Here is a 12,673-nt window from a genome sequence, read left to right on the forward strand (position 1 = left end):
TGAGTGGATTTGGGGCGGGAGCCTGCCATGAGTCATGACACCTTTGGCCAGCCATTGCTGACCTTTCCCGATGCCGAAAAAAGCCCGCTGAGCATCCGCGCCAAGGCGCTGGTGTTCGTCGACCCCCGCTCACGCCAACTGCGTGAAGAGCTGGAAAGCCTTGCGCCGCGTGCGTTGCCGGTATTGATTCGCGGTGAGACCGGCAGCGGTAAAGAGCTGCTCGCACGGCATATTCACCGTGGCAGCGATCGCACCGGGCTGTTTGTCTCGGTCAACTGCGGTGCCATCAGCCCCACCTACGCCGACGCCGAATTGTTCGGCTATGCCGCAGGCAGCCACAGCGGCGCAGCCAGCAGCCGCGCCGGCTGGTTTGGCTCGGCCAATGGCGGCACCTTGTACCTGGATGAAATCGGCGACTTGCCGCTGCCGATTCAGGTGAAACTGCTCGCCGCCCTGGAAAACCACGAAGTCACCCGTGTCGGCGCTCATCAGCCAAGCCCGGTGGATGTACGGCTGGTTGCGGCCACCAGCATCGACCTGGCCCAGGCTGTGGCTGCCGGCAAGTTTCATGAGCGCCTGTTCCATTACTTGAGCGAAGGCCAGCTCGACCTTCCGGCCCTGCGCGAGCGGGTGGGCGACATCTTGTCGCTGGCTGAGTATTTCCTCGGCATCTACAGCCAGCGCCTGGACCTGCCGGTGCCACTGATCAGTGACGCCGCCCAACGTGTGCTGGAACATCACAGTTGGCCGGGCAATACCCGCGAGCTGGAAAACGTTATTCACTTTGCGCTGTTGGTAAGCAGTGGCGATGAGATTTTGCCCGAGCATTTGAACCTGCCCGCCGCAGGCTCGCCGCTGGAACAAGTGCGGCGGATCTTCGCGAGTGCCAGCGCCGCCGAGCAGCAAAGCTTGCTCAGCTTTTTGAATGAACAGCCGCTACATGAACAAAATGGAATATCAACTTGAATAAAAGATATTGTTCGGGAATAAAAAATATAGGTATTGTCCATCCCACGCCGCGATAGCACTTCGCTGGCACACCATAAAAAACGGTCGTCAGAGACGCCCCGGAATTTCGATAAGGACACTGCATGAAAAAGGTTCTGTTGTTTACCGCACTGGCGGCTGCCCTGACTGCAAGCTTCGCCCAGGCCAACGAGAAACTGGTGGTAGCGGCTACCCCGATCCCGCACGCGGAGATCCTTGAGCTGGTCAAGCCGACCCTGGCCAAAGAAGGTGTGGACCTGCAAATCAAAGTCTTCACTGACTATGTGCAACCCAACACCCAGGTTGCCGAGAAGCGTCTGGACGCCAACTACTTCCAGACCCTGCCGTACCTGGAAAACTTCAACAAGGGCAAGGGCACCAACCTGGTCACCGTGATTGGTGTGCACGTTGAGCCGATCGGCGGTTACTCGAAAAAGATCAAGAATATTTCTGAACTCAAAGATGGCGCCACCGTAGCTATCCCGAACGAAGGCTCCAACGCCGGCCGTGCCCTGTTGCTGCTGCAAAAGAACGGTCTGATTACGCTGAAAGACCCGACCAATGCACTGGCTACGCCGAAAGACATCGCCAGCAACCCGAAAAACCTGAAATTCAAAGAGCTGGAATCGGCGCTGCTGCCACGTGTGCTGGACCAGGTTGACCTGGATGTGATCAACACCAACTACGCGCTGGAAGCCGGCCTGAACCCAGCCAAAGACGCGCTGATCATCGAAGACGCCAAGTCGCCGTACGTGAACTTCCTGGTGGCGCGCCCGGACAACAAGGACAGCGACGCCATCCAGAAACTGGCCAAAGCCCTGACCAGCCCGGAAGTCAAAGCCTTCATCGAGAAGAAGTACAACGGCGCGGTAGTGCCTGCGTTCTGATGTAGACCAAACCCCCTTCAAGGTTTGAACGCCGACGGCTACTGCAGCGTCGGCGTTTTTTTATGCCTGAAACACCATCAAACCTTGTGGGAGCTGGCTTGCCTGCGATAGCGGTCTGCCAGTGACAAATAAGTTGGCTGACCCACCGCCATCGCAGGCAAGCCAGCTCCCACATTTGGATCTTCAGTGGCTCAGATATCGCGGCTATTGATCGCCCGACGCAACGCCACCAGCCACTTCACCAGCTCCTGCGGATCTATCGGTTTAGCTTGGTTCATCATTCATTCCTTCGAATCCAGACCCAGCAACCATAGCCGCGACCCGCCAAAGCCGCGAATCCGCCGGTTATCTTTTTGGGTGATATCAATATGCTATTTGGGTATTTAAATTTTACTTTTTATACCTTTAAAGTTCGCGCTACCCGGCGTTACCCATGCCGGAACGGACAGCGCCCGCCGCATTACCCCTGCGGCGTCATGGACTCAAGATGACCTTCGATTTCGCTTTTATCCTCAGCACCTTGCCGGCGTTTCTCAAAGCCGTGGGGGTGACGCTGCAAGTGGGCTTGATCGCCATTGCCACTTCCTTGCTGGTTGCGCTGATCAACGCCGCACTGCTGGTGTTTCGCACGCCCTATCTGTCACGCCTGGTGGCGCTGTATGTGGAGCTGGCGCGCAATACACCGCTGCTGATCCAGCTGTTTTTCGTGTACTTCGCACTGCCGGCCCTGGGCTTCAATATCTCCGGGTTCTGGGCGGCGATCATCACCATGACCTTCCTCGGCGGCGCCTACCTCACCGAAGTGCTGCGCGCCGGGGTGGAAGCGGTGCCGCTGGCGCAGATCGAGTCGGGCAAGTCCATCGGCCTGTCGGACTGGCAATTGCTGCGTCATGTGATCCTGCCCCAGGCCGGTATCCTCAGCCTGCCGGCGCTGTTTGCCAATTTCATCTTTTTGCTCAAAGAGACCACCGTAGTGTCCGCCGTGGCGGTGCCGGAGATTCTCTACACCACCAAGAGCTACATCGCGCTCTACTACAAAACCTACGAAATGCTCGCCGTGCTGACGCTGATTTGCGTGTTGCTGTTCTTGCCGCTGTCGCTGCTGCTCAGCCGCCTGGAAAGGAGGCTCCAGCATGGCCAGTTCGGGTCTTGAATTGTTGTGGGTGTCGTTGCCGCAACTGGGCAAGGGCGCTGCACAAACCCTGTCGATATCGTTTTTGAGCATCGCCTTCAGCACCGTCGGCGGCGTGTTGTATGGCGTGTTGCGCACCTTGAATAACCGGCTGATCAACGCGGTGCTGCGGGTTTACCTGGAGCTGTTCCGGGCGATCCCGGTGCTGGTGTGGTTGTACTTGCTGTTTTTCGGGCTGCCGATTTTCTTTGGCCTGAGCATTCCCAGTTTCTGGTGCGCTGTGCTGGTGCTGTCGCTATGGGGCGCCAGCGAGGTCGGCGAGGTGGTACGCGGCGCACTGCATTCGCTGCCACGTGGCCAGCGCGAGGCGGGGCTGTCGATTGGTTTATCCGACCCGCAGCTGTACGGCTACGTATTGCTGCCCCAAGCCCTCAAACGCATGACGCCGCCGACCATCAACGTCTACACGCGCATCATCAAGACCAGCTCGCTGGCGGTGCTGATTGGCGTTGTGGATGTGATCAAGGTCGGCCAACAAATCATTGAGCGCACCTACGAGTCGGTATTGATCTACGGCGTGCTGTTCCTGTTTTTCTTCTTTATCTGCTACCCGTTGTCGGCCGCCTCCAAGGTGCTGGAACGGCGCTGGGGCCAGGCATGAGCGCATTGATCGAGTTCCAGGGTTTCAACAAATTCTTCGGCGAGGCGCAGGTGCTCAAGGGCATCGACCTGAGCGTGCAAAGTGGCGAAGTGGTGGTGATCCTCGGCCCCAGCGGCTGCGGCAAAAGCACCTTGCTGCGCTGCCTTAATGGCTTGGAAGTCGCCCACAGCGGCAGCCTGCGGTTTGCCGGCAAAGAGTTATTGGACAAAAACACCGACTGGCGCCAGGTGCGCCAGGACGTGGGTATGGTGTTCCAGAGCTACCACCTGTTCCCGCACATGAGCGTGCTCGATAACATCCTGCTCGGCCCGTTGAAAGTGCAAAAACGCGACCCGCGTGGGGCGCGTGAGCAGGCGGAAAAACTGCTGGCACGTGTCGGCCTGGCTGATAAGCGCGACGCCTTCCCGCGACAGCTGTCCGGCGGCCAGCAGCAACGCATCGCCATCGTCCGTTCGCTGTGCATGAACCCTCAAGTCATGCTGTTTGATGAAGTCACCGCCGCCCTCGACCCGGAGATGGTCAAGGAAGTGCTGGAAGTGATCCAGGGCCTGGCCCGCGATGGCATGACCCTGTTGATTGTCACCCACGAAATGGCCTTCGCCCGCGCCGTCGCCGACCGCGTGGTGTTTATGGAGGCCGGCCGCATCCTCGAACACAACACCCCCGAGGCATTCTTTACGAACCCGCAAACCGCACGCGCGCAGCAGTTCCTGGAGAAGTTCTCCTTTGTTTCAACACTGCCCAAAAAGACCAAGGAATTGGAGCTGATATGAAAAAACTACTGCTGCCACTGTTTGCCGTTGCCTTACTGGCCGGCTGCGATAAAAAGGCCGAAGAGCCCGCCAAACCCGTTGCTGCTGCCAGCTACATCGACAAGATCAAAGCGCGCGACAAGTTGATCGTCGGCGTGTTTACCGACAAACCCCCGTTTGGTTTCGTCAACGAAGCGGGCCGCTATGTAGGGTTTGATACCGACATTGGCCGCCAATTCGCCAAGGACCTGCTGGGCGATGAAAACAAGGTCGAGTTCGTAGCCGTCGAGCCGGCCAGCCGTATTCCGTTCCTGCAAAGCGACAAGGTCGACCTGATCCTCGCCAACATGACCGTGACGCCGGAGCGCAAGGAAGCGGTGGACTTCACCAACCCTAACTTGAAGGTCGCTGTGCAGGCGCTGGTGCCGAATGACAGCGCCGTGAAAAGCCTGGATGACCTGGCCACCCGCACCACCATCGTCACCACCGGCACCACCGCCGATATCTGGCTGACCAAGAACCACCCGGACTGGAAACTGCTCAAGTTCGAGAAAAACTCCGAGTCACTGCAAGCCCTCTCGGCCGGGCGTGGTGATGCTTACGCGCAAGACAACCTGGTGCTGTTCAGCTGGGCCAAGCAGAACCCTGGCTACCGCGTGCTGGAAGAGAAACTCGGTGATGAAGCACCGATTGCGCCGGCGGTGAAGAAGGGCAATATCGAACTGCGCGACTGGGTGAATGCGGAGCTGGCGAAGTTGGGCGAGGAGAAATTTTTGCTCAAACTGTATGACCAGTACGTGCGTAAAGAACTCAGCGATGACACCAAGCCTGAGAGTGTGATTGTTGAAGGCGGTAAGTGGCAGGGCTGATTATGTGCTGACTGCTCTACCGCTATCGCAGGCAAGCCAGCTCCCACCTTTGAATGTGTTCGCAAATCAAAATGTGGGAGCGGGCTTGCCCGCGATGAGGCCGGCCCAGTCATCTCTTATTCCGGCCAATGCCAGGCCGGCCCATCCAGAATCCCCTGGCCGACAATCTGAGTCTGCCCCAGCACCTTCTCCAACACGATGCAATTGCATTGCTCATCCTGCTGCAACGCCGCAATCAGGCGGCTGGCGTGCGACACCACCCACACCTGGCACTGCGTCGAGGCCTGGATAATCAAACGCGCCAACGCCGGCAATAAATCCGGGTGCAGGCTGGTTTCCGGCTCGTTGAGTACCATCATGGTCGGCGGCCGTGGCGTCAGCAGTGCCGCGATCAGCAGCAGGTAGCACAAGGTGCCGTCTGACAATTCCGCTGCCGACAAGGGCCGCAGCAAACCCTCCTGATAAAACTCAATCGCAAAACGCCCGCCTTGCAACGGCTCGATATTCAACCGTGCGCCGGGGAACGCATCACTGACTGCGCGCTGCAACGCCTCGGGGTCGCCGATTTCGCGGATGGTCTGCAATGCCGCAGCCAAGTCGCGCCCATCGTGATGCAGTACCGGCGTGCGCGTGCCCAGTTGCGGCTGGCGCACGGGGGCGTCCACATCGCTGCGAAAGTGATCATAAAAACGCCAGCCACGAATGCTTTCGCGCAGCAGCAACACTTCCGGCGAGCCACGCAGGCTGCCGACCTGATCGAAGAGGCTGTGGTAATTGGGCGTGTGCTGGGCCAGTACATCCCAGGCGCGGCCATCACGGGAGCGCACCATGGGTCCGGAGCGCTGCACCAGCAGGCTGGCCGGGCGGTAGACGTGACCGGCCCAGATGCATTCTTTCTTTACCTCCGGGTCCAGTTGGAACGCGGAAAGGGTCTTTTCCGGCAACCCAAGGGAGATTGCGTAGCTGAAGTCCTCAGCGGCAAACCCCAGGCGCAGGCGTTTGACGCCCTGGCGCACGGTTGGCTCAACGGCCACCTCGCCATTGCGCATGCGTCGGCTGACGTTCTCGGGCCCGGCCCAGAAGGTCGAATCCAGCCCGCCTTCGCGCGCCAGAGCATTGATCACCCCGCCTTGGGCGGTTTCCGCCAGCAGGCGCAAAGCGCGGTACAGGTTGGACTTGCCGCTGCCATTGGGGCCGGTGACCAGATTCAACCGGTCCAGCGGTACCACCAGTTTGTTAATCGAGCGGTAGTTGGCCACCGCGAGGGTCTTGAGCATGTGTATTTAGTCGGCGTGGGAACCCTTGGAGTATGGGATGCTCAATGCAGATAAGGAACCCTGATCTAAGCTCACAGTCGCATACTCACTGTCACATCGCGTCACGCAAAAGGAGCCTGCATGGGCGGTCGTATTTACACCTGTATTTTCGCACTTGGCCTGCTGACGCTGCTGAGCGGTTGCGGCCAGGAAAAGACCGAGCCCAAGGAACATTCGCGGGTGTTTGTGCAGACCGTGCAGCCCGCGGATTTTGCCGCCGCCGTGACGCTGACCGGCGATATCCAGGCTCGCGTGCAAACCGATTTGTCGTTTCGTGTGGGCGGCAAGATCATCCAGCGCATGGTCGACGTGGGCGACCGCGTGACCGCCAAGCAAGTGCTGGCCAAGCTCGATCCCAAGGATTTGCAGACCAACGTCGATTCCGCCCAGGCCCAGGTCGTGGCCGAGCAGGCGCGGGTCAAGCAAACCGCGGCCGCCTTTGTGCGCCAGGAAAAGCTCTTGCCCAAGGGCTACACCAGCCGCAGCGAATACGACGCCGCCCAAGCCGCGCTGCGCAGCAGCCAAAGTGCCCTGGCCGCTGCCCAAGCCCAATTGGCCAATGCCCGCGAACAACTCGGCTACACCGCGCTGATCGCTGACGCCCCTGGCGTGATAACGGCGCGCCAGGCCGAAGTCGGCCAGGTGGTGCAGGCCACCGTACCGATTTTCAGCCTGGCCACCGATGGCGAGCGCGATGCGGTGTTCAATGTCTATGAATCCTTGCTGGTGGAGCCGCCGCCCGATGCGCCGATTACCGTGAGCCTGCTGGACAACCCGAGCATCAAGGCCGTGGGTAAAGTGCGTGAAGTCACGCCCGCCGTGGCGGCCAATACCGGCACCGTGCAAGTCAAAATCGCCCTGCAATCGTTGCCCAAAGGCATGCAGTTGGGTTCGGTGGTCAGCGCCACGGCCAACGGCCCGGCCAAGGCCAGTATCGAGCTGCCGTGGTCGGCGCTGACCAAAGACCTCAACGAACCCGCCGTGTGGCTGATTGACGGCGACGGCAAGGCGCAACTGCACAAAGTCACGGTAGCGCGCTACCTGACCGGCAAAGTGATCATTGGCGATGGCCTCAAGGGCGGCGAAAAAGTCGTGGTGGCTGGCGGGCAATTGCTGCACCCGGGCATGATCGTCGAGATCGCCCAGCAAGGAGTCCAGCCATGAAGCGCCTGACGGCATTGCTTGCCGCCAGCCTGTTGCTGGTCGCTTGCTCCAAAGAGGAAGCGCCGCCCGAGCCCGTGCGCCCGGTGCTGTCGATGCAAGTGAAGTCCGAAGACCAGGAAACCCTCGGCCGCTTCGCCGGCACCATCCAGGCTCGCTACGAAAGCAACCTGGGGTTCCGCGTGCCTGGTCGTATCGCGCGCCGCGCCGTGGACGTTGGCGCCGAAGTGGAGAAGGGCGCCTTGCTGGCAGTTCTCGACCCCACCGATCAGCAAAACCAGTTGCGTGCCGCCCAAGGCGACCTGGCCCGGGTGCAGGCGCAGTTCATCAACGCCCAGGCCAACGCTCGGCGCCAGCAGGAACTGTTCAATCGCGGCGTCGGTGCCCAGGCCCAGCTGGATGTGGCGCAGACCGACCTGAAGACCACCCAGGCGACACTCGATCAAGCCAAAGCCTCGGTCAACCAGGCTAAAGACCAACTCAACTACGCCGAACTGCGCACCGACCACGCCGGTATCGTCACCGCCTGGAATGCCGAGGCCGGCCAAGTGGTCAGCGCCGGCCAGCAAGTGGTCACACTGGCGCGTCCGGACATCAAGGAAGCGGTGATCGACCTGCCTGCCGGGCTCGCCGAGCGCCTGCCGCCGGACGTGGTGTTCCTGGTTGCCGGGCAACTCGACCCAAACGTCAATACCACCGCCATCGTGCGCGAAATCGAACCTCAGGCCCAAAGCGCCACGCGCACCCGTCGTGCGCGCCTGACCCTGGCCGAGACGCCACCTGCGTTTCGCCTTGGCACGGCCATCAGCGTGACCTTGAGCAGCGCCATCGCACCGCGTATCGAATTACCGTTGACTGCTCTGCAGGAAGTCGACGGCAAGACCCGCATCTGGTTGCTCGACACCCAAAGCCAGACCGTGCAGCCGCGTGACGTCACGGTGATCAGCCGTGATGCCAACAGCGCCTTGCTCAACGGCGGCGTCAAACCCGGCGAACGCATCGTCACCGCTGGCGTGAACAGCCTGAAACCCGGGCAAAAAGTCAAAATCGACGAGGGCAGCCCGCGATGAAAGGGAGCTTCAACTTATCCGACTGGGCCCTTAAGCATCAGTCCTTCGTTTGGTACCTGATGTTCGTCGCGCTGCTGATGGGCGTGTTCTCCTACATGAACCTGGGCCGTGAGGAAGACCCATCGTTCACCATCAAGACCATGGTGATCCAGACCCGCTGGCCGGGCGCGACCCAGGAAGAAACCCTTAAGCAGGTCACCGACCGCATCGAGAAAAAACTCGAAGAACTCGACTCCCTTGACTACGTGAAGAGCTACACACGGCCGGGTGAATCCACGGTATTCGTCTTCCTCAAGGACACCACCAGCGCCAAGGCCATCCCGGAGATCTGGTACCAGGTGCGCAAGAAGATCGACGATATTCGCGGCACCTTCCCCCAGGGTTTGCAGGGGCCGTCGTTCAACGATGAGTTCGGTGATGTGTTCGGCTCGGTCTACGCCTTTACCGGCGACGGCCTGTCGATGCGCCAACTGCGTGACTATGTGGAGCAGGTGCGCGCCGAAATTCGTTCGGTGCCGGGGCTGGGCAAGGTCGAGATGATCGGCCAGCAGGACGAAGTGATTTACCTGAACTTCTCCACGCGCAAACTCGCGGCGCTGGGCATTGATCAGAGGCAAGTGGTGCAAAGCCTGCAATCACAGAATGCCGTGACGCCCGCCGGGGTGATCGAGGCCGGGCCGGAGCGAATTTCGGTGCGCACGTCCGGGCAATTCGCCTCGGAAAAAGACCTGGCCAACGTCAACCTGCGGCTCAATGACCGCTTTTATCGGTTGGCGGATATTGCCGATATCAGCCGTGGCTACGTCGACCCGGCGCGGCCGATGTTCCGCTTCAATGGCAAGCCGGCGATTGGCTTGGCCATCGCCATGCAGAAGGGCGGCAATATCCAGTCGTTCGGCAAGGCACTGCACACGCGCATGGACGAGCTGACCGCCGACCTGCCAGTGGGCGTCGGCGTGCATAAGGTTTCCGACCAGGCCGAAGTGGTGGAAGAAGCCGTCGGCGGCTTTACCAGTGCCTTGTTTGAAGCGGTGATCATCGTGTTGGTGGTGAGCTTTATCAGCCTTGGCATGCGTGCCGGCTTGGTGGTGGCGTGCTCGATTCCACTGGTGCTGGCGTTGGTGTTCGTGTTCATGGAATACAGCGGCATCACCATGCAGCGGGTGTCGTTGGGCGCCTTGATCATTGCCCTCGGCCTGTTGGTGGACGACGCAATGATCACCGTGGAGATGATGATCACGCGCCTGGAAAAAGGCGAAACCAAGGAGCAGGCGGCGACTTACGCCTATACCTCCACAGCCTTCCCGATGCTCACCGGTACGCTGGTGACCGTCGCCGGCTTTGTGCCAATCGGCCTCAACGCCAGTTCGGCGGGCGAGTACACCTTCACCCTGTTCGCGGTAATTGCCGTGGCCATGTTGGTGTCGTGGGTGGTGGCAGTGCTGTTTGCGCCGGTGATTGGCGTGCATATCCTCAGTGCCAAGGTAAAACCGCATAACGCTGAGCCTGGACGCATCGGCCGTGCCTTCAATGGCGGCATGCTCTGGGCCATGCGCAACCGCTGGTGGGCCATCGGCATTACCGTGGGCCTGTTTGTGGCCTCGGTGTTCTCGATGCAGTTTGTGCAGAACCAGTTTTTCCCGTCCTCGGACCGTCCGGAAATCCTGGTCGACCTCAACCTGCCACAAAACGCCTCGATCAATGAGACGCGCAAGGCCGTCGATCGACTCGAAGCGATCATTAAGGACGACCCGGATATCGCCCGCTGGAGTACCTATATCGGCCAGGGTGCGATTCGTTTCTATCTGCCTCTGGACCAGCAACTGGAAAACCCCTACTACGCGCAGTTGGTCATCGTGAGCAAAGGCCTGGAAGAGCGCGGCGCCTTGATTGCGCGCTTGCAAAAGCGCCTGCGTGATGACTTCGTGGGCATCGGCAGTTATGTGCAGCCGCTGGAAATGGGCCCGCCGGTGGGGCGGCCAATTCAATATCGCGTGTCGGGCAAAGACATTGATCAGGTGCGCAAACACGCTATCGAACTGGCGACCTTGCTGGATCAAAACACCCACCTGGGCGAGATCATCTACGACTGGAACGAGCCGGGCAAAGTGCTGCGCGTGGACATTGCCCAGGACAAGGCGCGCCAGCTCGGGCTGTCGTCGGAAGACGTGGCGCAGTTGATGAACAGCGTGGTCAGCGGCGCCTCGGTGACCCAGGTACACGACGATATCTACCTGATCAACGTGGTCGGCCGCGCCGAAGATGCCGAGCGCGGTACGCCGGAAACCTTGCAGAACCTGCAGATCGTCACACCCAACGGCACCTCGATTCCGCTGCTGGCCTTCGCCACCGTTCGTTATGAGCTGGAGCAGCCGCTGGTATGGCGTCGCGATCGCAAGCCGACGATCACCATCAAGGCCTCGGTGCGCGATGAGATGCAGCCCACGGACCTGGTGAAACAGCTGGCGCCGACCATCGACAAGTTCAGCGCTGGCCTGCCAGTGGGCTACAAGGTGGCCACCGGCGGCACCGTCGAAGAAAGCGGCAAGGCCCAAGGCCCGATTGCCAAGGTGGTGCCGCTGATGCTGTTCCTGATGGCGACCTTCCTGATGATCCAGTTGCACAGCGTGCAGAAGATGTTCCTGGTGGCCAGTGTCGCGCCGCTGGGCCTTATCGGCGTGGTGCTGGCGCTGATTCCCACCGGCACGCCCATGGGCTTTGTGGCGATTCTCGGCATTCTGGCGCTGATCGGCATCATCATCCGCAACTCGGTGATTCTGGTGACGCAGATCCACGAATATGAAGTGGCCGGCTACACACCGTGGGACGCGGTGGTGGAGGCCACCGAGCACCGGCGCCGGCCGATCCTGCTCACTGCAGCGGCGGCCAGCCTGGGCATGATCCCGATTGCGCGGGAAGTGTTCTGGGGGCCGATGGCCTACGCGATGATTGGCGGGATTATTATTGCGACCTTGCTGACGCTGCTGTTTTTGCCGGCGCTTTACGTGGCCTGGTACAAGATCCGCGAGCCGAAGCAAGAACATCAGGGGAAATAGCGGCGCTGCTTAAATCGCCATCGCAGGCAAGCCAGGTCCCACATTTTGAGGTGTGAATACCTTCAAATGTGGGAGCTGGCTTGCCTGCGATAGCGTCAGACCAAACAACCAACCTCTACGCCTTGCGCCACACACTCGCCAACCAAGGCTGCTGCTCTCGCGGCAACCCGGCGGGTCGGTAGTAATGCTCCAACTCCACAAATCCCGCCGCCGTCAGCAAACCCCGCCACGCTTCCAGGTCGTGATAAGACCCGTACCGAGGCCCATTCCAGCCTTCCTGATTCTCACCCCGAGGGTTGGAACTGAACAACACACCACCCGGCTTCAGCGCCCCATGCAACTGCTCGAGCACCCGTGGCAGTTCCTGTTTGGGAATATGAAACAGCACCGCATTGGCAAACACCCCATCAAAGCGCGCGGCGGGTAAGTCCAGCTTCAGGAAGTCCTGCTGCAACACCTCACAACCGCTGTCTTCACGCGCCATCTGTGCAAAGCGTTCAGAGCCATCGAGCCCCACGGCGATATGCCCCATGCGCGTAAACGTGCGCAAATCCCGCCCTGGCCCGCAGCCGAAATCGAGCACGGTGAACGGCGCCGAACCCTGGATATGCCGCAGCAGGGCGTCGATGTTCTGGCTCACATCGTGGTCGCGGGTGCCTTCACGGAAGTCTTCGGCGACTTTGTTGTAGTGGTCGAGGGTGGTGGTGGTGATCTGGTTGAGGTCGTCGGGGGCGAGTTTCATGGCCTGGTTTCGGGAGGATTGAGGTGAGGCTGACTATACG

Annotated in this window: 11 protein-coding genes; 9 read left to right on the forward strand and 2 right to left on the reverse strand. The window is 60.3% G+C overall.

Features of this window, described 5'->3' with window-relative positions; genetic code table 11:
- Window positions 1-27: 27 nt before the first annotated feature.
- The 6 genes from P5706_RS00920 to P5706_RS00945 all read left to right on the forward strand — a co-directional run bounded on the left by P5706_RS00920 (window position 28) and on the right by P5706_RS00945 (window position 5,288).
- Window positions 28-966 carry a sigma 54-interacting transcriptional regulator gene (locus tag P5706_RS00920; RefSeq protein ID WP_200431161.1) on the forward strand — a complete coding sequence of 313 codons (939 nt, stop codon included), beginning with the start codon at window positions 28-30 and terminating at the stop codon, window positions 964-966.
- Between the two features lie 125 nt (window positions 967-1,091).
- A complete protein-coding gene (locus P5706_RS00925; RefSeq protein ID WP_138817331.1) occupies window positions 1,092-1,874 on the forward strand; it encodes a MetQ/NlpA family ABC transporter substrate-binding protein in 783 nt (260 codons plus the stop codon).
- 487 nt (window positions 1,875-2,361) lie between these two features.
- Window positions 2,362-3,027 carry an amino acid ABC transporter permease gene (locus tag P5706_RS00930; protein WP_003187615.1) on the forward strand — a complete coding sequence of 222 codons (666 nt, stop codon included), beginning with the start codon at window positions 2,362-2,364 and terminating at the stop codon, window positions 3,025-3,027.
- Window positions 3,008-3,667 carry an amino acid ABC transporter permease gene (locus P5706_RS00935; RefSeq protein WP_138817330.1) on the forward strand — a complete coding sequence of 220 codons (660 nt, stop codon included), beginning with the start codon at window positions 3,008-3,010 and terminating at the stop codon, window positions 3,665-3,667. The genes P5706_RS00930 and P5706_RS00935 overlap by 20 nt, the downstream gene beginning before the upstream one ends.
- Window positions 3,664-4,440 carry an amino acid ABC transporter ATP-binding protein gene (locus tag P5706_RS00940; RefSeq protein ID WP_285678341.1) on the forward strand — a complete coding sequence of 259 codons (777 nt, stop codon included), beginning with the start codon at window positions 3,664-3,666 and terminating at the stop codon, window positions 4,438-4,440. The genes P5706_RS00935 and P5706_RS00940 overlap by 4 nt, the downstream gene beginning before the upstream one ends.
- Window positions 4,437-5,288, forward strand: coding sequence for a transporter substrate-binding domain-containing protein (locus tag P5706_RS00945; RefSeq protein WP_056858162.1), 852 nt, complete (start codon window positions 4,437-4,439; stop codon window positions 5,286-5,288). The genes P5706_RS00940 and P5706_RS00945 overlap by 4 nt, the downstream gene beginning before the upstream one ends.
- Before the next feature lie 116 nt (window positions 5,289-5,404).
- Here the strand turns inward: P5706_RS00945 and P5706_RS00950 are convergent, their stop codons facing one another.
- On the reverse strand, window positions 5,405-6,565 hold the full coding sequence (locus P5706_RS00950; RefSeq protein ID WP_285678342.1) for an AAA family ATPase: 1,161 nt from the start codon (window positions 6,563-6,565) through the stop codon (window positions 5,405-5,407).
- A 120-nt stretch (window positions 6,566-6,685) separates the two neighbouring features.
- Between P5706_RS00950 and P5706_RS00955 the strand changes: the two genes are divergently transcribed.
- From P5706_RS00955 to P5706_RS00965, 3 genes are read left to right on the forward strand one after another with little or no spacing between them, the layout of a single operon-like run.
- The gene (locus P5706_RS00955) at window positions 6,686-7,768 is read left to right on the forward strand and encodes an efflux RND transporter periplasmic adaptor subunit (protein WP_200431158.1); all 1,083 of its coding nucleotides are present in this window, start codon (window positions 6,686-6,688) and stop codon (window positions 7,766-7,768) included.
- Window positions 7,765-8,835, forward strand: coding sequence for an efflux RND transporter periplasmic adaptor subunit (locus tag P5706_RS00960; RefSeq protein WP_285678343.1), 1,071 nt, complete (start codon window positions 7,765-7,767; stop codon window positions 8,833-8,835). The genes P5706_RS00955 and P5706_RS00960 overlap by 4 nt, the downstream gene beginning before the upstream one ends.
- A complete protein-coding gene (locus P5706_RS00965) occupies window positions 8,832-11,891 on the forward strand; it encodes an efflux RND transporter permease subunit (RefSeq protein ID WP_200431156.1) in 3,060 nt (1,019 codons plus the stop codon). Before P5706_RS00960 ends, P5706_RS00965 begins: the two co-directional genes overlap by 4 nt.
- A gap of 115 nt (window positions 11,892-12,006) precedes the next feature.
- On the opposite strand, the gene P5706_RS00970 is transcribed toward P5706_RS00965, so the two are convergent.
- Complete coding sequence (locus P5706_RS00970; RefSeq protein ID WP_200431155.1) at window positions 12,007-12,633, reverse strand: class I SAM-dependent methyltransferase; 627 nt, start codon at window positions 12,631-12,633, stop codon at window positions 12,007-12,009.
- Between the last annotated feature and the right edge of the window lie 40 nt (window positions 12,634-12,673).

Origin of the sequence: Pseudomonas sp. ChxA (assembly GCF_030263855.1) — a bacterium.
Classification (GTDB): domain Bacteria; phylum Pseudomonadota; class Gammaproteobacteria; order Pseudomonadales; family Pseudomonadaceae; genus Aquipseudomonas; species Aquipseudomonas fluorescens_CB.

What these genes read in the sequence shown, in the direction of transcription:
- P5706_RS00950 (WP_285678342.1), bottom strand. Translation starts at nt 6,565, where the DNA reads ATGCTCAAGACCCTCGCGGTGGCCAACTACCGCTCGATTAACAAACTG.
- P5706_RS00920 (WP_200431161.1), top strand. Translation starts at nt 28, where the DNA reads ATGAGTCATGACACCTTTGGCCAGCCATTGCTGACCTTTCCCGATGCC.
- P5706_RS00925 (WP_138817331.1), top strand. Translation starts at nt 1,092, where the DNA reads ATGAAAAAGGTTCTGTTGTTTACCGCACTGGCGGCTGCCCTGACTGCA.
- P5706_RS00930 (WP_003187615.1), top strand. Translation starts at nt 2,362, where the DNA reads ATGACCTTCGATTTCGCTTTTATCCTCAGCACCTTGCCGGCGTTTCTC.
- P5706_RS00970 (WP_200431155.1), bottom strand. Translation starts at nt 12,633, where the DNA reads ATGAAACTCGCCCCCGACGACCTCAACCAGATCACCACCACCACCCTC.
- P5706_RS00965 (WP_200431156.1), top strand. Translation starts at nt 8,832, where the DNA reads ATGAAAGGGAGCTTCAACTTATCCGACTGGGCCCTTAAGCATCAGTCC.
- P5706_RS00960 (WP_285678343.1), top strand. Translation starts at nt 7,765, where the DNA reads ATGAAGCGCCTGACGGCATTGCTTGCCGCCAGCCTGTTGCTGGTCGCT.
- P5706_RS00940 (WP_285678341.1), top strand. Translation starts at nt 3,664, where the DNA reads ATGAGCGCATTGATCGAGTTCCAGGGTTTCAACAAATTCTTCGGCGAG.
- P5706_RS00955 (WP_200431158.1), top strand. Translation starts at nt 6,686, where the DNA reads ATGGGCGGTCGTATTTACACCTGTATTTTCGCACTTGGCCTGCTGACG.
- P5706_RS00945 (WP_056858162.1), top strand. Translation starts at nt 4,437, where the DNA reads ATGAAAAAACTACTGCTGCCACTGTTTGCCGTTGCCTTACTGGCCGGC.
- P5706_RS00935 (WP_138817330.1), top strand. Translation starts at nt 3,008, where the DNA reads ATGGCCAGTTCGGGTCTTGAATTGTTGTGGGTGTCGTTGCCGCAACTG.